This is a genomic window from Streptomyces vietnamensis (assembly GCF_000830005.1).
GTDB lineage: Bacteria > Actinomycetota > Actinomycetes > Streptomycetales > Streptomycetaceae > Streptomyces > Streptomyces vietnamensis.
This window is the reverse complement of the sequence record NZ_CP010407.1, coordinates 7,484,018-7,504,365: the sequence shown is the minus strand read 5'-3', so window position 1 is coordinate 7,504,365 and position 20,348 is coordinate 7,484,018. Positions and strand designations below refer to the sequence as shown.

At 68.0% G+C, this 20,348-nt stretch carries 19 protein-coding genes and 1 pseudogene; 6 read left to right on the top strand and 14 right to left on the bottom strand.

All coding sequences use genetic code 11. The annotated features are described in order from the left end of the window. Positions 1 to 74 precede the first annotated feature (74 nt). The 5 genes from SVTN_RS33600 to SVTN_RS33580 all read right to left on the bottom strand — a co-directional run bounded on the left by SVTN_RS33600 (position 75) and on the right by SVTN_RS33580 (position 3,867). Positions 75 to 1,142: a DUF2637 domain-containing protein gene (locus SVTN_RS33600; protein WP_041132471.1), complete on the bottom strand. Its 1,068-nt coding sequence runs from the start codon at positions 1,140 to 1,142 to the stop codon at positions 75 to 77. Then, the gene (locus SVTN_RS33595; protein ID WP_041132470.1) at positions 1,139 to 1,705 is read right to left on the bottom strand and encodes a WhiB family transcriptional regulator; all 567 of its coding nucleotides are present in this window, start codon (positions 1,703 to 1,705) and stop codon (positions 1,139 to 1,141) included. Before SVTN_RS33595 ends, SVTN_RS33600 begins: the two co-directional genes overlap by 4 nt. A gap of 117 nt (positions 1,706 to 1,822) precedes the next feature. Then, entirely contained in the window at positions 1,823 to 2,521 is a 699-nt protein-coding gene (locus SVTN_RS33590) for an ATP-binding protein (protein ID WP_041132469.1), read from the bottom strand. Continuing rightward, entirely contained in the window at positions 2,521 to 3,540 is a 1,020-nt protein-coding gene (locus SVTN_RS33585; protein WP_041132468.1) for a hypothetical protein, read from the bottom strand. Before SVTN_RS33585 ends, SVTN_RS33590 begins: the two co-directional genes overlap by 1 nt. Before the next feature lie 24 nt (positions 3,541 to 3,564). After that, entirely contained in the window at positions 3,565 to 3,867 is a 303-nt protein-coding gene (locus tag SVTN_RS33580; RefSeq protein ID WP_245727732.1) for a transcriptional regulator, read from the bottom strand. Between the two features lie 536 nt (positions 3,868 to 4,403). Here SVTN_RS33580 and SVTN_RS33575 point away from each other — a divergent pair. After that, complete coding sequence (locus tag SVTN_RS33575; RefSeq protein WP_041132467.1) at positions 4,404 to 5,276, top strand: helix-turn-helix domain-containing protein; 873 nt, start codon at positions 4,404 to 4,406, stop codon at positions 5,274 to 5,276. A 386-nt stretch (positions 5,277 to 5,662) separates the two neighbouring features. Here the strand turns inward: SVTN_RS33575 and SVTN_RS33570 are convergent, their stop codons facing one another. The 6 genes from SVTN_RS33570 to SVTN_RS45820 form a co-directional block, all read right to left on the bottom strand. Further along, the gene (locus tag SVTN_RS33570; RefSeq protein ID WP_041132466.1) at positions 5,663 to 6,292 is read right to left on the bottom strand and encodes an HAD-IA family hydrolase; all 630 of its coding nucleotides are present in this window, start codon (positions 6,290 to 6,292) and stop codon (positions 5,663 to 5,665) included. A 289-nt stretch (positions 6,293 to 6,581) separates the two neighbouring features. Further along, complete coding sequence (locus SVTN_RS33565) at positions 6,582 to 7,817, bottom strand: MAB_1171c family putative transporter (RefSeq protein WP_041132465.1); 1,236 nt, start codon at positions 7,815 to 7,817, stop codon at positions 6,582 to 6,584. A gap of 149 nt (positions 7,818 to 7,966) precedes the next feature. Beyond that, a complete protein-coding gene (locus tag SVTN_RS33560) occupies positions 7,967 to 8,488 on the bottom strand; it encodes a hypothetical protein (protein WP_052499443.1) in 522 nt (173 codons plus the stop codon). Between the two features lie 637 nt (positions 8,489 to 9,125). After that, a complete protein-coding gene (locus SVTN_RS33555; RefSeq protein ID WP_041132463.1) occupies positions 9,126 to 10,346 on the bottom strand; it encodes a damage-control phosphatase ARMT1 family protein in 1,221 nt (406 codons plus the stop codon). A gap of 60 nt (positions 10,347 to 10,406) precedes the next feature. After that, a complete protein-coding gene (locus tag SVTN_RS33550; protein WP_041132462.1) occupies positions 10,407 to 10,853 on the bottom strand; it encodes a hypothetical protein in 447 nt (148 codons plus the stop codon). A gap of 32 nt (positions 10,854 to 10,885) precedes the next feature. Beyond that, a complete protein-coding gene (locus SVTN_RS45820; RefSeq protein WP_245727731.1) occupies positions 10,886 to 12,427 on the bottom strand; it encodes a restriction endonuclease fold toxin-2 domain-containing protein in 1,542 nt (513 codons plus the stop codon). A gap of 331 nt (positions 12,428 to 12,758) precedes the next feature. On the opposite strand from SVTN_RS45820, the gene SVTN_RS33540 reads away from it, so the two are divergent. Continuing rightward, entirely contained in the window at positions 12,759 to 13,724 is a 966-nt protein-coding gene (locus tag SVTN_RS33540; protein WP_159026538.1) for a sigma-70 family RNA polymerase sigma factor, read from the top strand. Between the two features lie 41 nt (positions 13,725 to 13,765). On the opposite strand, the pseudogene SVTN_RS45815 reads toward SVTN_RS33540, so the two are convergent. Then, a pseudogene (locus SVTN_RS45815) lies at positions 13,766 to 13,963 on the bottom strand (IS30 family transposase); the annotation flags it as partial. A gap of 86 nt (positions 13,964 to 14,049) precedes the next feature. On the opposite strand from SVTN_RS45815, the gene SVTN_RS33535 reads away from it, so the two are divergent. Then, positions 14,050 to 14,667 (top strand): nucleotidyltransferase domain-containing protein, encoded by a 618-nt coding sequence (locus tag SVTN_RS33535; protein ID WP_052499442.1) that lies wholly within the window; start codon positions 14,050 to 14,052, stop codon positions 14,665 to 14,667. Between the two features lie 183 nt (positions 14,668 to 14,850). Here SVTN_RS33535 and SVTN_RS33530 read toward each other — a convergent pair whose 3' ends face one another. Beyond that, positions 14,851 to 15,804: an FAD-dependent oxidoreductase gene (locus SVTN_RS33530; protein ID WP_041132461.1), complete on the bottom strand. Its 954-nt coding sequence runs from the start codon at positions 15,802 to 15,804 to the stop codon at positions 14,851 to 14,853. 10 nt (positions 15,805 to 15,814) lie between these two features. Then, positions 15,815 to 17,260 (bottom strand): NsdA family TPR-like regulatory protein, encoded by a 1,446-nt coding sequence (locus SVTN_RS33525; protein ID WP_041134508.1) that lies wholly within the window; start codon positions 17,258 to 17,260, stop codon positions 15,815 to 15,817. Positions 17,261 to 17,508: 248 nt separating this feature from the next. On the opposite strand from SVTN_RS33525, the gene SVTN_RS33520 reads away from it, so the two are divergent. From SVTN_RS33520 to SVTN_RS33510, 3 genes are read left to right on the top strand one after another with little or no spacing between them, the layout of a single operon-like run. Then, entirely contained in the window at positions 17,509 to 17,994 is a 486-nt protein-coding gene (locus SVTN_RS33520) for an ATP-binding protein (RefSeq protein ID WP_041132460.1), read from the top strand. Positions 17,995 to 18,038: 44 nt separating this feature from the next. Next, on the top strand, positions 18,039 to 19,352 hold the full coding sequence (locus SVTN_RS33515) for a glycosyltransferase family 4 protein (protein ID WP_041132459.1): 1,314 nt from the start codon (positions 18,039 to 18,041) through the stop codon (positions 19,350 to 19,352). Further along, entirely contained in the window at positions 19,349 to 20,347 is a 999-nt protein-coding gene (locus SVTN_RS33510; RefSeq protein WP_041132458.1) for a D-2-hydroxyacid dehydrogenase, read from the top strand. The genes SVTN_RS33515 and SVTN_RS33510 overlap by 4 nt, the downstream gene beginning before the upstream one ends. Position 20,348: the final 1 nt, after the last annotated feature.

The window sequence follows — 20,348 nt, the reverse complement described above, 5'->3', positions numbered from 1 at the left end:
GGGTGTGGCGCGGGTGTCCGGAGCGGGTGACCGGCTGGGGTGACCGGCTCGGTCACCCGCTCCGAGGTGTCCGGTCAGTTCCGGGTGGAGGTGACCGGCTGTCCGTGCTGGGCGCGGAGCTGGCCCATCAGGGCGGTCAGGGTGTCGCTGGAGAGCGGAATCTGCTGACCGCGGATCGCCTGGGCGACCACCTTGCGGGTCAGCTTGTCCTCCGCCCTGACCGCTGACCGGGCGATCTTCAGCAGTTCCTCGGTGTCCGGGTCGGGCCGTCGGTCACCGGCTGTCCGGGCCTCTCGGTCAGTGACCGGCGGCGGAGTGACCGGCGGGGTGGTGACCGCCGCCGGGCTGTCCTGGTCGCCGGTGACCGGTGCGGTGTCGTCGGGGCGGTCAGTGACCGGCCGAGCCGAGTCCGACTGTCCGGGCAGGTCAGCGGCCCCGTACGACTGGCCTCGGCCATCGGTGACCGGGTTGCTGCTGCCCACCGGGGCCCTGTCCCCGGTCAGTGGCCAGGAGGCAGGAGCCTGCTTGTCCAGGGACAGCGGCGGCCGGCCAGCCAGGGCGGTGACCGGCTGACCTGCCTTGACCTGACCGACCGCCGGCCGGTTCTGACCGACCCGGTCAGTCCGGGTGACCGCGACGGCGTCGTGCCGGTCACCCTGACCCGGGTAACCGGGGTGACCGAGGTCCTCGCGGTCACTGCCCTTGACCGGCCCCCGGGCGATGAGGATGTAGAGGTGGACCGCTCCGGCCAGGGCGAGCGGGGCGATGGTGGACAGCACCGCGACCACCGTGTCGCCGAGCCGAAGGCCGGTGCCGGCGACCGCGTCCTCGTTGAGCCGCACCGCGTGGAGCGCGTTGGCCCAGATGCTGGCGGCCGTGGCCGTGCCGAAGAGCGTCCAGACGTAGAGCCGGGCGCGCAGCGGCGCGTCGCGGAGGACCAGGAGCGCCCGGACGCCGTAGGCGATGAACCCGTCGATCACCAGGGGGAAGAGGTAGGTGAGGAAGCCTCGGATGTGGATGGCAACAGCCATCTGCTGCAGCGCGTCGTACGACAGCGCGCATCCCGCACCGCCGAGGGCGATGACGACCGCTCGGTCCCAGCCGGATATGTGCGCCGTCTTCGGCACGGTCAGGGCATTCACGCCGCCGTCCCGAAGTCGTCGCGACCCAGGCGCTCGATGCCGGCCTCGGACGAGGCGGTGGCCGTCTCGGGTTGATTCAGGTCTCGGTTGCGCAGGGCGCGGCGGAGTTCGCGGTATCGCTTCTGGGCGTGCTCCTCGGTGATCTTGAGGAGCCAGGCCAGGCGCTGCTCGGTCACCCCGTGGCGGTAGGCGGCGCGGATGACCGCGCGGCGCTCGGCCTTGGTGAGGTGGATGTCGCGACCGGCGATGGTGTCGTTGACGCGGCTGTAGTCGAGGCGGTGGGCGATCTTCTCATGCAGAGGTCCGCGCTCCTCCTCGGTCAGTCCGCCTCGTATGCCGTCGGCGTCGCCGGCTTCCAGGGCGGCGTCCAGGCAGACGCGGCGGACCGGGCACTGGCCGCACAGCGCCTTCGCTTCGGTGATCTTGTCGGTCTCATCGGGGTCCGGGAAGAAGATCTCGGGGTCCACCGGGTTGTACTCGGTGCTCTGGCAGACGGCCTGGTCCCGCCAGGTGTGGTCGCCGAGCGACCGGGGTCGGGCAGGGCGGTTCGTCGTGCTGGTCATACGGGTACTCCGATCGCTCTCCGCGCGCAGGGGCGTCGGCGGAGAGGTGCGCTGGGTCAGGGAAGGGCTCGGGGCGGCGCGCAGAAGGCGCGGCCCGGCGTGGCGGCCTGGGGCGGGTCAGGCCGCGAGACGGTGGCGTCTGCGGTCGACCTGCTCGAACTCGACCCGGGTGGTCATCTGTGCGAGCCGGGAGGCGACGCGGTCGCCGAGGTGGGCACGGAGGTCCCTGATCGCCAGGTTGGTGGTGATCAGGGTCGGAAGCTCGTAGTTGTACCGACGGTTGATCAGCCGGTACGTCACTTCCTCGACCCACTCGCTGGCCTTGGCCGCGCCGAGGTCGTCGATGATCAGCAGCGGGTAGCGGCTGACGGTGGCCAGCTCCCGCTCGCTGTCGGCTCCAGGCCGGGGTCGCAGGTCGGCGTACAGGTCGGCGGCGGTGGTCGCGCGCCAGCGCACGCCGACTCCGCTCTGGACCAGCCGCCGGACCGCGCCATACGCCTGGTGTGTCTTGCCCGCGCCGACGACGCCGGCCATCAGCAGGCTGGGTCCGGTGGTGACCTGTCGCCTGGCTCCCTGGTTGGGAGCGACGGCGGCCTCGGCAACAGTCCGGACCCAGGCCAGGACCTGGGGGTGGTCGGCGACGGCGGCCCGGTAGCGCGGGGGCATACCGGCCGACAGGGCCTCCAGCGGGGAGACGGTCTCGAGCTCCTGGGCCGGTGCGGCGCTGGGGTCGATGTTGCGGGCGGCCAGGATCCGGGCCATCCGGTCCAGGGTGCCCTCGCCTAGGGTCTGCGGTTCGCGGTGACGGGTGCGCATCACAGCTCCTCGGCGTAGGCGGCAACGGCGTTGGAGGGGTTGGTCCACGCCTGATGGGCGGGCACGTTAGGCCGGATTCCCGGCCGGGCAAAACTGCCGGGGCGTGCATTCATGGCCTCGTTGACCATGCTGGCCAGCACGCTCGGGTGCTTGGGGTTGGCCGCGAAGTTCGCCAGCCCGGCCCTGATGTGCTCCGGCGCGATGCCCTCACCCAGGAGCTTCTTGGCGATCCGGCCGAGATGTCCGATCACGTCGCTGGGCGGACGCTCGTCGCATGAGGCGACGTACTCGCCGACGAGCTGGTTGGCCGAGACGCCGTCTGCGGGCGCCGTGCGCCCCGTAGGGACAAGAGATCCAGGATCCAAGATCCTAGATCCAGGCGCCGAGCCCTCTCCGATGCTTCGGGGAAGGTTCGGGGAGTCCTCGGGGAATGCCTCCTGACCTGCGCTCTTCGTTCCAGCCCGACTAGGAACGCCGCACGCATTGTCGGCGGCTTCCTGCCGGTCAACGGAGGCCCCACCCGCGTCTCCGGAAGGCGTGGAGGTGGTCTTGGCGGGCAGGTCGAGGGCTCGGGGAGCATTCGGCGAGGTCTCGGCGAGTCCTCGGGGAGTAGCAGACGAACCCTCGGTCCGCTTGGTGCAGGAGCCCTTGCAGGGCGCACACCGGTCGGCAGCCTGGTGCTGCGGGCAGGAGGGCAGGCGCGACTGGCTCGGCTTGTCGATCTTCTGGTGGTCGGACCAGGTCACGATGTGGAGGTACCGACGGCCGTCGCAGCCGGCGTACCGGCAGATCAGGCCGGCGGCCGCGAGCTGGTGGAGGTCGTCTTCGACGTGGACCGAGGTGTGTTCGGCGCGGAGGGGCCAGAGGAGCCCGGCGATGATCGCGGCGTTGTCGCGATGGCGACCGTGGTCGTCGGCCTGGGTGAGCAGTCCGAAGAAGGTCCGCTCGGCCTCGACGCGCACTTCGGCGAGCGACTCGGAGAAGAATGCCTCCGGCTTGATGGTTCGTATCCGCGCCATGTCAGCGGCCCCGAACAGCGGCGGTCAGGCCGCTGCGCGTGAGGGTGGCGTCGGCAAGGTGGAAGGTGTGCGGTCGCGTCGAGTCCCCCCCGGCCAGACCCTCAGGATCCAACGGCCCGCGCCCCTGACGGTGGCGCGGCCCATCTCCGTGATCTTCCTGGTCTCGTCGTTGACGACAGCGTGCTGGTGGGGCCACGTCTGCTTCGGGTCGTTGAGGCTGACCCGGATGGTGGCCGCGCCCGCGATCATGTCCGCGAGCTGGGCGGCGAGGCGGCGCTGGCGGCCAGCGTCCGGGCAGGCCGGGGTTCCGATCGGCATGGCGAGCATGCGATACTCCGTCTTTCGTAGGAGCGCGGTGCGGCGGTTCTCGTGCAAAAGCCCCGCCGCCCGCGTGATGTGTATGGGCACCTCTCGGGGTGCCGATCCGGCGCTTGGGAGTTGGAGCTCCCGGGCGCCGGTTTTCGTCTTACGGCCTAATCGGTTCATGCCTTTCGTCTGCTCGTTGCGTCGCCCCTCCCCGGGTCGCTGCCCGGCGGGGGACGACGAACATATGTAGACACCTGCGGCAAGTCCATCCCCGGCCCCTAACAGCTCGCGCAGGGCTCGCGACGGTCGGTGCTGAGGAAGGCGATCCCCCGACCGGCCGGCAACGACTGGACCGAATCCGACGGCGCGTTGCGCGAGTGGTCACGACAACGCAACGTGCATAGAGGTCCCCCAGGGCTGGCACCATAGAGAGCCGGAGTCCGGCCAGCAGGTGCGATACGGAAACGTACGTCAGTTGCGGAAATGTATCAAGCCTGGGCTACAGTTGCCCCAGAGGCCGCCACCACCAGCCTGATCGCCACCCCGCAGGAGTTCATGTGCCACGTCAGTTCGACGGCAGCCGCGTGCGTGCTGTCCGGCGGGGCAAGGACCTCCATCAGAAGGAATTGGCCGAGATGGTGGGCGTCAGCGCCCCCACGGTCGCGCGGTGGGAGAGCGGCCAGGACTTCCCCAAGGGTGAGAAGCTCCCCGCGATCGCAGCGGCGCTCGGTCAGTCGCTTGATGTCCTTTTCCCTCACGACGGTCCGCCGGACCTGCAGCTCCTGCGCTGCGACGCCGGCCTCAGCGTCGCGCAGGCCGCTGCGATCATCGGCGCGAGCCGCGTGCCGGTGAGCAATGCCGAATCCGGCCGGCGCCGACTCAACGATGCTTACGTGCAGCCGCTCGCAGAGGCGTACGGGGTGACCGAAGAGGAGTTGCTGGCCGCCCAGGATCTCTCGTTCGGGCTTCGCCCCAGGGCCTCGCGTGACGAGCATGCGTCCGCACCCCGCACGGTGGGAGAGAAGATCAACTATCTTCTGCAGCACGGGTACGTTGGTCAGGAAGCGCCCTCCGATGACGAAATTGCGCGGATCGTCAACGAGCACGCGGGCGTGGCGGCCGTCACCGCCGACGACATCGCCGCCCTTCGTGCGGGTGCCACGACGGAGGCTTCTGATGTGGTGCGTGCCGGCCTAGCCGAAGCACTTCAGGTCGACGCGGCCCTCTTCCAGGACGATGCCGAGCTCGACCCCAAGGCCCGCGAATTCCTGGAGGCACTCCTCTTCCTCGGCTCGATTCGCAGGGGGCAGATCCTCGGCCTGGCTGCCCGCGGCAATGGCGGGGGCCTCTCTGCCGAGATGATGGCCAAGATCAACGAGCTCGTCGGAGAGCTGAAGCACAAGCTGCCAGAGGTGCAGGACGGGGAGTGACGGCGTCGCCGAGCACCCCTCACCGGCTTGGTTTTCCGAGGCGCTTCCGCTCCGCCGACTTGGCGTCTGATACGTACCGTCTACAGTGCGTGGACCAGGCCGGTGCGAGCTACTTCGCAGCCGCGTCAATGACCGACAGCAGCGAAGGGACTACGGCGATACCCCTTACCGGGGTATCGCCGTAGTCCCTTCGCTGTTCGTGGTGTTCCTGGTGCTCCAACGCCGAGGGCGGAGGCTTGCTCACCCTCCGCGTCCACTGCTGCCGCGGTGGGCGAGCGCCGACGTTCTGGGCGAGTTTGGTGTACCGAGGTGTGGGAGAGCAGGGTCGGCGGCTCGGCTCCGACATCGAGGACGGTCGGTCGGACCACCGCGCGTCCGACACCGGGCTACGACGCCGCGAGGTCCACGCCGAGCAGTTCGGAGAGAGTGGCCACCGTCTGCCGGGGGTCCTGGTTGTGCACCCCCGCGAGACCGAGCTGTTCTGCGGCCTGGACATACCCTTCGGTGTCGTCGACGAAGACGCACTCCTCGGCGGGCAGATCCATGAGCTTGAGCGTGATCTCGAAGAGCTCGGGGTCAGGCTTACGCAGCAGGTGCTGCTCGGAGATCACCACGACGTCGTACAGCTGCTCAAGCTCGTAGCCGTCGTACAGGTCCCACGGGGCGAGCCCCACGCTGTTGGACAGGATGCCGACCTTGATCCCGGCCCGCCTCGCCGCGGCGGCCGCATTGATCATCAGCGGCTCGGGGCGAAGGTCACCGAAGATGCGGCCCATCAGGTTGTCAGCAGGCACGCCCAGCATCTTGCCGGCGAACTCGTTCCACTCAGTCTGGGAGACCGCTCCGCGCTCGAGATCGCTGGTGATCCGGACGCCCTCCTCGTCCTTGTACAGGGCCGTGAGGCAGGCGCCCTGCGGGAGGCCCTCACGCTGCTCGAACGCGAGCACTGCGGGCAGCAGCGGAGTGGTGAGAACGCCTCCGAAATCGAGGATGAGGCCCGTGCGGCGGTTGGACATGCGAGAACTCCAGATTGCTGAGATTTCGGACACCCATCCAGACCGGATAGCGTCACTGCCCGGCTACATGTGGCGACGGGAGTAGAGGTGCGTCGCAGGCCGGGATGCACTTACGAGGCGGAGCAAGACCTATCAGTCCGCATGACCCACGGTACCAGCCCAGTTCATGCGGCGGACGGTGCCAAATCTCACTCACCGAACCGCAATTCAAGATCGCTATGCAGCCTGGTTTCGCTCGTCGGGAAATCGAGTCCGGACCGAGAAATGAGGCCGTGAAGCCAATAGCAGGCTAACGCCCCGGCTCGGATTCCACCTCTATGGAGTGCAGGAGAAGCTCCCGAGCTTGATCCGTGGTGATGTGCGAGTAGGCCGTACTGACTCGCGCAAGCCACGCCGCTTCACTTTCGGTGTCAACGAACGGTTTCTCTCTCAGAGGGGCAGCGGCGTACGGGTTGGCTTGCGAGCTGTCAGCGGCCTGGAGTGCGGCCTTAATCCAGTACGCTTCCGCAGCCGGCTCAGGGTCGGGGTGCGATGCGGTGATGTCCTCGGCGGCGAACATCAGGTCTCGTGGAGCGTAATAGCGCAGCTTCTCGCAAGCGTCAGCAATGTCCTGCGTCCATCGGTCCAGGCGAACATCGATGGGGACGCGTATGTGCCTGAGTTCAGCGAGGCGCCGCCCTGGCGGATACAGGCTCGTCCCGGGAAACGCATCCACCAGGTCGAACCAGAGCGGGTAAGTCCTATACAGGGTGCGCCAAGTTCTCCACCGGGCCGCCGCAGCGCGGGTAGTGGGAATGCTCGCACCTACGGCAACGATCAGGAAGAGCAGGTCCATCCATATCGCTGTGGCGTCCACAAGGAGCCGGACCGTGGAGGGGCTTAGAGGGAACGCGACCGCAGCCCAAAGGATGGTGATACGCGCCAATGTGTGGGTCAGCCCCATCCACATTGAAATCCCCATCAAGCCCAGCCCGACACGCATGCTCGTGTCCTCGACCCGTCGCGCCGCCCTCGTCCACTGGTAGCCGCAGACTGCGGTCGTGATGAGCGGGAAGAAGTAGAACACGGTCATGTAGACCGCGACCCCCCATTGCCCAGCGTGGTCGATGAGGAAGTCTTGGCTCGGCTTGTCGCGGTCCACCACGATGAAAAACAGGACCGTGAGCAGAATGACGCCTATCGCTCCCGCCCCGTAGGACGCGCGAGCGATCCAGCGGGAGACCGCTACGTGCCGGGGTACGACCGTCTCCGAGCTCTTCCCGTAGCTGGTGGCGACGTAGGTCAGGGCCGCGATGATCGCCGCGGTACTGGCAAAGTGCCTGAGTAGGGCGCTCAGGTCCACTACTGGGATGCGATCCACCGCATCCATTGCCGCTGGCGTGTAGAGCCAGAGAGCTACGGCGAATCCCGCATAACCGCCCCAGAGTGCCCGGCGGTGAGCGTCGGCGTACCGAACTGCGGGGAATCGCCATACGGCGATGAGGGTCATCACAGCCGCAGTAAGGTATTTGATGTAGTCGAACACGGAACCAGTCAGTATCTGAGCCGGCTGCGGCGTTTCGCCGGCCCGGTAGGTCAGTCGGCAGCAGCTCAATCGCCGATAGGTGGACTGCGCGATGTGGCGGAATCCGTGAGGCCGGGAACTGCGCCTCAGTGGTCGCCAGTCGACCGCAGCTAGAGTCGGCGCCGCGGCGGAGCAGCGACTGGGTGGGCAAGTGAATGCTCCAGGAGGCTGACCATGTCATCCCCTGTGAACGATTGACGGCGCGCCAGCCGCTTTATCAATGAAGCCGAAAGCTCGGCCTGCTTTTCCTCGGGGCTGCCAAAATCTACGCGCCCTTGAATCAGGGCCGACGGGAAACGTCGAAGGACTTCCTGACGAATGCGCTCAGGGACGTATCGCTCGATCTCTGCATCCGTCAGGGAGGTCCCGTGGTTCAGCCACTCGTGCGCGAGCTCATGGAGAATGATGTGCTCGGTCTGATTGCGACTTGAACGGCGGCGATAGAGAATGATCGTGGACTCCGGCGCTTTGACGCGGAGACCGCATGCCGTGCCCAGGCCCCCGTCGCTGTCATCCAGTGGCACTAGCCGAATCTGGCGCTCCAACGCGCCCTCCATGTTCCGCACCAGCGCCTCGACGCTGAACGGAGCGGGGATGGGGAGATCGGCGAGCAGGCTCTCACACTCCTTCACGAGGGCGCGCCGTGAAGGGCCCCTACGCCAACGCATCGTCGCTCCATCGAAATGCCACTGAGGTTTCCACTGCCAGCCCGCGAGGCGCTAGTAGCCAGGAGCTTGTGCTTAAGGTGCGCGGTGGTCGGCCGACACACACTGTCTACGCCTAATCGTACAAGGAGAAAAGCGTGATCCGTGCAGGACGGGTTGTTGTGAAGGTCACCCAAGCGCGACAGTCTCACAATCTGGATCCCAAGATCGAAATTGAGTGACGGCACGTTGATTGAATTTTGAATGCCTCTGAGGTGAGGCCGGTCCGTCCTACTTACGCGGTCCAGTCCGGTCGGGGGCGCGTTTAGAGCTCGTAACGCGATCACGTTCGAGCCTTCTTGAGTCGTCTCCAGCAAATGAGGCTGGAGACGATGGAGATGAAGGCGTTGTGGAGTTCACAGCGGCGTTTCCAGCAGGCAGCGAGGCGTTTGAATCGGTGGAAGAGGGCGAAGGTCTGCTCGACGCCGCAACGAAGCGCGCCCAGCCCCTCGATGCTCGGGCGCCCCTGCCGGAGATGACCGGTCCTTGCACAGTTCGCGGCGGTTGAGGTCGGAGTCGTATCCGTTGTCGCCGAGCGATACGGAGTCGGCCCGCGAGCTCAGATCTACGGGCGCACTTGGATCAGCGCGTGAGTACCGCTCGTACGCCAAGCAGCCCCGGACCGTTCGAGGGCTTCCAGCGTTCCCTGCTCCAGGCCGACGATGACATCGGACTTCAAGGTCCGGAGCGCCGCGACGGGCCCAGGGAAGTAGGCCGTTCGCTCGGCGAACGGCACGGTCGGATGCCACAGCTGGTCGCCCACCAGACGGCGGTAGTTGAGGTCGCCTTTCAGGATGGTGAGCGTGTCGCTCGCGAACTCGACGCGAAGGTCCTCGGGCATCTCCTCGTACGGCAGTGGAGCGCAGAAGAACGGGTGGGTGCGGGCCTCCAGGCTCCCCGCGGCCATGGCCTTCCAAAGTCGGCCGCCGATCCGGCGGGCTTCACCGGTCGCCTCGGTGAGGCGACGGAGGCAGTCGACCACGTCCGCGGTCATCGCGTCGGAGACGTAGTACGGGTAGGGCTTGATGTGAAGCACGACCCGTTCGGCGTGCCCGTGTTCGAGGAGGTGGTCGATGAGGACGAGGTCGGGAATCAGCTCACGTCCCGCGTTGTCGGCCACAACGGCGATGGTGCCCGAGGTGCCGGCGGGCAGGAGCTGCCACAACGTGGCACTGTCGTCGGCAACCAGCGCCGCGACCGCGGCGTCAGCCACTGCCGACTTCCCCGCCGTGATGCTGAAGCCGAGGTCCGCGCGGTTGCCCCAGAGCGATGCGTGCAGGAGGGCCGTGGCCCGCTCCTCGGCTGGGATGCTCGCGAGCGTGTCGAGGGCGCGCAGTTCCTCTTCCACCGCGTCGCCTCGCAGTTCGGCCTGTTTGAACGGCGCGAAGGGATCGACCCCTTGCCAAGGGCCGGCATCGAAGTACCCGACCGCGCCGAGGAGCCTGCGATAGAAGTAGCTCTCCGCCCATAGGAACGGAGCGTCGTACCACGAGCGCCCGAAGTACTCCTGTCCCCAGGTCGCCCAGCGCTCGTGGTCGTGGTCCGCGGGGGCGAGTGGTTGGACGACACCGTTGGTGATCTCGTCCAGTAGGGCGTCGAGCGCCTCGTGCTGCCGGAGGCCGTACGGGAAGGCGTCTCGTACCTGCTGGATGAGGGCAGGGTGGCGCTTGGCCAGCACACTCCAGGCAAACGAGCCGGGCTCGTTGCTCAGGATGACCGGCGCGCCAACTGGGACGGCCGCGCGAACAGCCTCTTCGCCCGAGGCTCGCGGGGTCTTCTCTGTCATGGTGTCTACGCCCTTCGCATGTTGCTCACGTGGCCATGATCCCCGTGAGCATGCTCACTGTCAGTCCAGCCCGCCGGTGGCTTCGAGATGAGCGAGGAAGGTGGCCACCAGGCGTGGGCGGGGGACATGCGGGACGAGTGCGTCGGGCAGGTCGGCTTCAAGGCCCCACTCCGTATTGAAGGTGATGCTGCTGCCGTCCGGGACGATGCTGCCCCATAGCCACTTGACGAACTCCGCTGCGGCAAGGGCCGTGCAGTCCTCGACGGCGATGCCTTCCGGGGACAGCTTGGCCATGCCCTCCAGCTCCTCCTCGCCGACCGTGATGCCGAAGTGCATGACGGACCCGCGAACGGGTCCCTCGTCCCCCTCATCGATACGGATGAACGTGTCCGTATTCCGTTCACGCAGTCCGGCCTCGACCCCCTCGTAGGTCAGGCCCCATGTGGAACCCTCGGCGGGTCCGAAGACATACATAGTGCGGAGTTCGGCCAGTTCAGACGCGTCCACGCGCTCGCTCCCTCATCGTGTGCTGCTGGTGGTCAGGGCACGTATCGGGCGTAGCCCTTGACGCCGTAGGCCGCCATCATCACGCGCCAGTAGGCCACGGAATCCGGGTTGTTGGTGACGGTCTCCACGCCCCGCATCTCCTTGTTACGCGGATCATTGAGAGCGGCGTTGTACTTCGTCAGCTCCTTGCGGTCCTTGTCGTACAGGAAGTCCTTCTTGCCGGACCGGTGGCTCGCGCGGAGTTCGTCGAGCGAGCGGTAGCACGGCTTGTTCGGCTTGTTGACGTACTTGGCCTCGATCGCCATGCCGTCGCGGTTCCGGAAGCCGTCGACCATCAGGGTGCTGTTGGGGCTGATGCCGGGTGGGATGGGGACCTCGTACTCGGGGTATCCGGCGACCCGCTTCTGGTAGGCAACCTCGGCGGGCTTCCCGCCAGACACGTCTCCGGCGCGCAGCGAGTTCAGCCATGTCTGGAAGTTCTGCTGCTCAGGGGCGCTGAGGGGTGGGAAGCGCGGATCCGGAGGTGTCGGTGGGGCTATCGGCTGTACGCGAGGTCCGTTCGGCGGCCGGTAGCCCACGGGAACCAGGAGAGGCACCCGGATCAGCGGGGCGAGGAAGGGCGGCAGGGACGGAAGGGGTAGGAATCCGCCCCCGTCCGGCTGCGGCATGGGGACCTTGGCCTGCGAGCTGTCGAGCGCCGGTGGGATGTTCCCCAGGCGCGCGATACGCATGTCGCTGGTGACGAGCTCATGCAGGCCGCCGTCGTGTCCCTCGCCGCCGAACTGCGGTCGTTCCCAGATGGCGAGCGGCTCGCCGAACAGGGGGCTTTCCTCATCCGGGATCTTCTTCAGCGCTGTTTCGATGTGATCCGCGTACGCGTCGCAGGCGTGGGCGATCATCCGGCAGGCGGACGGCAGGTTCGCCATCAGGGTCTCGTCCTCGCCAACCTCGGAGGGAGGTGGCGTCTTGCCGACGAACACGGTGAAGAAGGTCTGGACGGCCGCGGCGGTCTCTCCGAGCTGCTGGGCGGTCGCGGTGCGCCAGGCGCTCTCGGAGTCCCAGTACGCGTCGTCCAGGATGCCCGCCGCCGAACGCCAGGCGTTGGCCGTCTTGCGGAGCTTGTCCCGCTGGCCGTGGAAGCGCGAGCTGAGCAGGTACTGGTCGGTCCAACTGGTCTCGCCGACGACCTCGGGCAGCTCCTCGGCGTTGTGGCGGCCACGAGGGTTGCAGTCAGGCCTCGAGGGCTGGGCGCCGATGTCGGGTGCCACGCTCTGGCCGAGCAGGGAGGCGGCAATCGCGCTCTCCTGCTTGAGGAAGTCCTCGGTGGCCTTGAGCATGGCGCCCGCACCGTTCGCCATCACCTGGTGGGCGAGGCCGGCCGCCTCGAAGACGGTCTTCACCGCCGGCTTGTAGACGGCGGTGAAGGCCCGGCCGGCGTTGTCGTCACCCGCCATCCCGCCATGAGCGCTGAGCTCCGTGAACAGCAGACCCAGCATGTCGTAGATCAGGTCCCGCAGCCGCACCATGGACCACGAGGCGTTGACGTAGTTCCCGACCTTGTGTTGAAGATTCAAGACTCCCCCGTGCCCTCGACCACCAGGCTGTTCGATGGACCGTACACGTTGATGTGGAGAGGAGCTCCACCACGCCGGGCATGCGGACCATCTGTGGCCGGTTCCTGTCGAAGACACGGCCGGTATCACCGCTGGAATCTGATGCGCTGCCAGGCCCCTGGAGCCTCGGTCAGAACGGTACTCGACTGTATGGGTGGCTCCCCCTTGAGCAGGAGCCACCTTGTTTTCATACGCGGCGTGACCGGGCTCACTTTCGCGGCTACGTATCGGACTCGAAGGCTGTCGCGTCGTACTGGTGTGTACAGCCGTTCACCATGCAAGGAGCTGTGAAGTGACGCCTGAACCCGATCTGTCTCCCGCGCTCGACGTGCTGCCGCAATCTCTGCTGGCGGCGGCTCAGGCGGCACGCCGTGAGTTCCTGGTTGCTCTGGAGCCGTTGCGGGGTGAGCTGTTCGGATACTGCCGTCGTCTGACCGGAAGCATGTGGGACGCCGAGGATCTGGTCCAGGAGACACTCACCCGAGCCCTCACGCGCGCTGCGCAGTCCCACCAGCAGGTCGAGCGCCCGATGGCCTGGCTGGTGCGGATCGCCACGAACGCCTATCTCGACCAGGTCCGACGTCCCGCGCCGCTTCTCGTCGAGCCCACCGAGCGTGCAGCACCTGCCCTCGCCGACCCGGCTGAGGTGCGGGACGCGCTTGCGGAGATGACCACGCTATTGGCACCCCAGGAACGTGCGGCTGTGGTTCTCAAGGATATCTTCGACCTGCCCCTGAAGGAGATCGCCGCCATGCTCAGTACCACCGAGGGGGCGGTCAAGGCCGCACTGCATCGTGGCCGCGGACGGCTCACCAACCCGGACCGGGCCACCGCGCTCGCCCGCCGTGCGGCTCCCGACCGCGACACCCTCGACGCTCTTGCGACGGCGTTCACCGCGTACGACCTGGACAGGCTGGCCAAGCTCTTCGTCGAGGACGCGGTCAGTGACGTCATCGGGATGGCCCACGAAGTCGGGCGGGATCAGATCGCCGCTGGCTCGCTGCACCACACACTCCACCTGGAGACGTCCGTCCGATGGCGCGCCGAAGTCCGCGAGCTGGATGGCGAGCCTCTGGTGCTGATGTGGGCCACCCCGACCGACAGCGACGGACCCGAGGCAGTCGAGGACGTCCTGCGCGCGGAAACAGCCGACGAGGGCATCACGCGCCTTCACTGGTACTACTTCTGCCCGGATGTCCTGGCAGAGGTCGGCGACCGACTGGGTGTTCCCTACCGGACCCACGGCCACGGCCTGTAGGCATCAGCTGTCGGCCTGGGATCAGGAATCGCTGCTCGCTCCGCGAAGAGTCGATGCAGACGCTCGGCTGGGATACCCCAGCCGAGCGTTTCACATAGCCGCCCGTTGAGCTCGGCAGAGACGACGCCCAGGTACTCGCGGATGTGCCGGGACGACTCGGTTCCCCTCGGGATGTACTGCCGCGGCAGCCCGTTCGTGTTCTCGTTCGAGCCGCGCTGCCAGAGGTCAGCCGGTCCGCAGGAGTGGCACATTGCCTCTTCTACGAGACCGCCGACCCGCCGCTGGCCTTGACGTCCGCCTGTCGGGTGACTGGCAGTATGGGCGGGTGACTGCTGAGGTATTGGGACGCTGGGTGCCGGACCGTCCCGAGGATGTGGCCACGATCTTCGCCGAGGCGGACTTCCCGTGGTGGATCGCTGGTGGCTACGCGATCGAACTCGCGGTAGGCCACGAATTGCGCGCACACGGTGATCTCGACGTCCTCGTCCTCCGGCGCGACCAAGGCCTCGTGCGGGACCTGCTGGCCGACTGGGACCTGTACGTGGCGGACCCGCCCGGCCAGGGAGAGCTGCGACCATGGCGTCCTGGAGAGGTCCTTCAGCCACCGCTCCACGACATCTGGTGCCGCCACACGCCGAAGGCTCCCTGGTCCGTGCAGCTCATGCTGGACGAGGCCGAGGGCACCCAATGGGTATCGCGGCGTAACCCGGCAATCCGGCTCCCAATCGACCGGCTTGGGCGCACGAGCAAGACGGGCATCCCGTATCTCGTACCCGAGGTCCAGCTCTTCTACAAGGCCAAGGCGACCCGGAACAAGGACGAGGCCGACTTCGAAGCTGTACTGCCGCTGCTCGATGCTCCGGCACGCGCCTGGTTGGCGGGCGCGATCAACGTGATCGTGCCCGACCATCCCTGGCTTCGGCGGCTTCTGCCTGTCGGCTGAACTTGGGCAGAGGAACGTCGCAGAGGTCAGGTTCCGGCGCCGCTTCATCGCAGGCGACGCGCCCTCCGCAACTGGACTTGCCGCTGAGGAGGTAGCTGTTCCTGGTCTCACATCTCATGCTGGCGAAGATGAGGCACAGTCGCCTGCAGCGCATGTGTGGGCCGCATTCCTTCGGACACTCCGTCAGTCGGCGGTCAGCAACGCACCCGTCTCCTCAGCACATCCCCACGAGAGCGTGACGCCGGCGCCTCCGTGCCCGTAGTTGTGCACGACCAGAGTGCCGTCCTCCTGCCGGTCGGCCTCCACACGGACTGTGGCTCGCGTTGGCCGAGCGCCGATCCGGTGCTCCAGAACGCGTGCCTCGGCAAGGCGAGGCTCGACCTTGGCGCAGCGGGCCCGGATGTCGGCCGCCGCGTTGTCGTCGGAGGCGAGGTCGCCCTCACCGTCGACGGCTGTGCCTCCCAGGACGACGGTGTCACCGTGCGGGTAGAAGCACAGCAGATCCGACGAGAGACCTGTGTCCTCGGAGAAGAACTCGGTCAGCCCCGGGTTGGTGACGACGACGTGCTGGCCGCGGATGGGCCGAAGGTCGGGGTCCGGGACCAGGTCCTGGGCACCCAATCCCGCGCAATTGACGATCACGGGGGCCGGACCGGCGTCCGCGAGCGAGGCCAGGCGTCGGCGCTCGACCGTGCCTCCAGCAGCGTCGAGCCGACGCAGGAGGTAGTCGAGGTAAGCGGGCATGTCGATGAGCGGCACGGTGAACCGGTAACCCGCAGTGAAGCCAGTCGGCAGTTCGGCCGGCTCGCACGGCCGGAAGCCGGGCAACGTGGTGGCCCAGTCCGGCGGTGCCTCGGCAGTGCGGGACGCCTCAATGCCGCTGGTGAGCCGGACGCCCGTAGACGGGTCCTCCGCCAGCTTGCGGAAGATCTCCAGGGACCGCTGTCCCCACTGGTCGACCTTGTCCTTCGGTTCGACCAGGTACGGCCCCCACATCGCCCCCGCCGCCAGCGACGTGACGCCTGGCACCTGCTCGGCGATCACGTGCACCGAAGCACCGGCCTCGGCGAGAACGACGGCGGTAGTGAGCCCTGCCACCCCAGCCCCGACAACGACAACGCGTTCCCCTGCGGTCATGATCCTGACCTTAACGGCCAGGTGGCGTCAACGGGGCGTGTTCGGCTAGGGCGTGCTCCAGGGCCGGCAGGAAACTGCGCACGTGGGAGTTGCGCTGTCGACGGCGCAGGTCTGCGGCGAGCTGGTGGAGCAGGGCCGCACTGCGAGGCGACCGCACCACGTCGAGTCGGTCAGCAGCGATCTGGCCGATCTCGCAGGCCGCCTCCAGGTCACCGTGAGCACTGTGTCCCAGGGCCAGCCAAGCCCCCTCGAACAAGGCCCTGCGCTGACTGGGGTCGCCGCGCGGGACGTCGTACGCTCCAGAGCGGAGCATCTCCGAACCCTGAGCGAGGAACCGTCGTCCCCTCGTTCCGCCGCCTGCCTTCAGCTGCGCGCGGCCCATCTGAACGAGGCCGTAACCGGCCTGGCAGTCCAAGTGGTTGTCGGTGAGGAAGTACATCCAGCGAGGCTCCTCCTGGCTACCGTCCCGGCCGGAGATCAGCTCGCGGGCGGCCCCGCGGGTGTGGGCGAAGTCGTTGTCCCGGCCGGCAGCGGCGTACGCGTAGGCGAGCCGCGACAGGACGGATGCCCGGACGACTGGCGGGGCGGCGTCGCTGGCTCGGCGGGCGGCCTCGCCGAGGGCAATGGCATCCGCAGGGTGGCCCCGGCTGGCCGCCTGGAAGGAGAGGTCGCCGAGGATGTGAGCGCACAGGGGCAAGTCGTTCACTTGGTGCGCTGCCCGCAGCGCGGTGGCGAAGTAGCGCTGCGCCAGGCCGTGGTCGGCGGCGTCGAAGGCCATCCAGCCGGCCAGCTGGCCGATCTCGGCGAGCGCACGGATGAGGCGGCTCGCGACGGCGGGAGCATGACCGCCTTCGCGGATCAGCAGCCCGACCGCACGGAACTGGGCACCCACGTAAGGGAGGTGACGTGCCCCTCCGTGTTCGTCGTCGAGCGCGGAGAGCATGGGCAGGTGCTGTTCGACCTGGTCCACAAGCGGATCGGCGCCCACGGACGGCGTGATCCGGGGCGCGTACTGGCCGCGTCCCGCAGTGCCGTCGAGGTACTGGGCGACAATCGCGAGAAGCCCCGCGCCCGAGATCGCGAGGAACCGGCGCCGGTCGACGAGCCCTCCCATCACCCAGTCCTCCACGATCGCCTCCATACCCTGCACGGTCCAGGGCCGTGCGAGATCCGTGTCCGCAGGGACAAGCGCCGAGGAATCGCCCACGCGGCCCTGCCAGAGTTCTGCCACCGAGACAGGTCTACCCAGTTCCTGGGAGAGCACATAGGCGGCCATCATCGGTAACGGCGAGCGCGGTAGTGAGCCGGCGTCCCGCCAGTGGTACGGCGCCGACTCGGCCACCGTCCCCGCTCCGAACACCCTGTTCAGCTTGCGAGCCAGCGCCTTGGGGCTCCATCCGAGTTCATCCAGGCACCCCGCCAGTACGTCGTTGGGTTGCCCTGCTTGCGGTGCCACGTGCGACCACCTCTTGCCCCAGTGGTTCATCCATCACTTCTCGCGCTCCCTCATGGTGACGCCCTCGGACGGCTGATTCACCTCCTTCTCAAGGAAGTTGACCGAGTTGACCCGTTGATCGGGTCCTGCGTCACCCCCCTTCTCCGGTGTTCTTGGATTCCGGCGGAAGGCGCCGCCCTCGGTGCCGACGGAGAAAGAGGTGGGCCTTGAGACACCGCACGAGCACCTCCCCAGGCCGTCTCGGCAGTGTGCTGGACCACGACATCGAGCGTCCGGTCCGAGTCTCGGCGTCCGGGCACGCCGGCGGCGCCGACGCGACCACGCTGATCACGGATCTGCCGTACGGGCCGAAGGCGGCCGAAGTCGCGCGGGAGGCTGTGGCGGTCGCCCTCCACGACGCCGAGGCGGACCTGCTTGATGACGCCCGCCTGATCACGTCGGAGCTCGCGACGAACGCGTTCGCCTCGGGCAGGCCGCCTCTGGTCCTGTGCGTCGACCGCAGGAGTCAGACCGCCGGTGACCTGGAGATCGAGATCACGGTCACCGACGGCGGCTGTTCTGACCCCGCGCCCTGCTCTCCTCCAGCTCCTGAGGAGGAGGCCGAATCGGGACGAGGGCTAGTCATCGTCGAGGCATTGGCCGATGCCTGGTCGCTGACGACCGGTACCCACGGCACCCGTGCCTGGTGCCGACTCAGGCGCGGTTCCCACCACTCGCCCGACGGCACCCATTGATGTCCACGCCCACGACACCCCTTCTTCAAAGGAGGCACCATACGGTGCGCATCGACCATGCCACTCCACCTCCCCCGCCGACGGCCGCCGTACCGGAGGCGGTCCGTCAGCCCCGTGTCGTCGTCGCCCTCCACGAGGGCTTCTACGGTGCGGCGTCGGGCACTGGCTTCAGCAACCGCGCCTTCCTCACGGCCCTCGCCCGCCTGCTGCCTCCGGGCCACCTCTCCGTCATCACCCCGCATGTGTCGGAGACAGCGGGAGCGCACGACCGGCGGTGGGCCGGCGAAGTCCAGCAGATGCTGCGGCAGGCCAGGGCCGACGTCATCACGATCCCAGAGGTCCAGGCGGCGCCGGACTCGATCCACGGCTCCATGCAGCTGTGCGACCTGGCAGGCGAGGCGGCCGTACGTGTCGCCGACCGCGCGAGCCGGTGCCTTCTCATCGGCCTCGACATCCCCTTCCTCGGGCTGGCCCCGTACACGTCGCCGACCACGGACCTGCTGCTCGTTCCCCGCTCCACGACGGCGCTGACGAGGCCCAAGGACATGTCCCGAGTCCGCTGGGAGCGGGACGCCCTGCGGGCGGCGACCGTCCGAGGCGGGCGGATCGGCGCCATCTCCTCCCACATGCGCGGCCACCTCGTCGTCAGTTACACCGTCCCTCGGGGAAGCATCGTCAGCGTCCCGAACGGGCTGATCCGGGAGGAGATGGCCCCGCCTACGAGCGCGCCGCCTCTGCCCTTCAAGGCCCGTGCCGGGTTCCTTCTCGCCATGGGCCGTGCCGTGCCGACGAAGGGTTTCGACGACCTCCTGGAGGCGTTGCGCTTCCTCAAGGAGCGCGGGTTCCGCGCCCCGCACCTGGTCCTGGCGGCGGTGACCTCGGACGAACACGAGCGCCCGACCTCGTACCAGGAGGACCTGGCGGCGCGCATCCGCACGTACGGCCTGGACGCGACCCTGATCACGCGCTTCACCCCCGCAATCCGCGCCTGGCTGCACAATCCGGCCCTGCGCGCGGTCGTCGTTCCCTCGCGGGAGGAGCCCTTCGGTCGCATCCCTCTGGAGGCGTTCGCGGCCGGTGCCGGCCCGGTGGTGGCAACCACGGCCGGCGGGCTGGCCCAGACCGTGGTCGAAGGCGAGACCGGCTTCACCGCCGCACCACGTGACGCCCGGTCCCTGGCCTCCGCGCTCCACCGTGCCCTGACCGTCCTGCCCCGCGAACGCGACCGGCTTCGGAGCGCCGGGGCGGCCCTGGTGCGCTCGCGCCACGACTACGAGGCCAGCATCGGTTCCGTCGTCGAACGCATCGCTCCTTGGGCTCTTGTGCCGACGTCGAGCGCGGTGGGCCGAGCTCGATGAACCGGCCGGTCGTGTTGATCAGTCTGGAGTCCCCTCACTCCTTCTGGCGGCTGTCCGCCGAGCACGAGCAGGCGCTCGCCGCCGCCTTCCCGAACGTCGAGTTCCGTACGGCGACCGAGGAGGCCGTGCCGCACCAGCTGGCCGAGGCGCACGTCTATTTCGGCTGGACGTTCAAGCCGTCGTGGCTGTTCGGCGCGCCTCATCTGAGGTGGATCGCCTCCCCGGCAGCCGGCACCGACCATCTGCCCGTCGCCGAGGCCCACTCCGTCGGGGTGGCTCTGACCCGCTCGTACGGGTTTCACGGCAGGCCCATGGCCGAGCACGCCATGGGGATGGTCCTGGGCTTCTCACGCGGGTTGTTCATGAGCCAGCTCGCCCAGCGGAACCGGACCTGGTGGAAGGACGATCTGGCGGAGGAGTTCTTCGACCTGGCGGGGGCGACGATGACCATCGTCGGCTGCGGCAGTATCGGCGGACACCTCGCTCGTGCGGCCCGCTCCTTCGGGATGGACGTCATCGGCGTACGGCGGACGCCGCCGGTGGCCGCCGATGGCGGGATCAGCTGGATGCACACGTCGGCGGTGCACCAGGCGGTCGCCGCCGCCGACGTGGTGGTCGATCTGCTGCCCGCCACCCGGGCCACGGACCGCTTCTTCGACCACGACCTCTTCACGGCGTTCAAGCCGAAGTCCGTCTTCCTCAACCTCGGCCGCGCGGCGACCGTCGACCAGGCAGCCCTCCTGGCCACGCTCAACACCGGCCACCTTCGCGGCGCCGCCCTGGACGTCTTCGACCCGAAACCACTGCCCGCCCGCCATCCACTGCGGCTCCACCCCCGGGTCGTCCTCACGCCGAAGAGCTCCACGCTCAGCCGCACGTACATGAACGAGGCGGTCGCGTTCTTCGCCGACAACCTGCGCCGCTACCTCACCGGCCAGTCGCTCAACGGTCTGGCCGAGGTGCCCGCTGCCCGCTTTCCCCTCGTAGGAGGCTGAC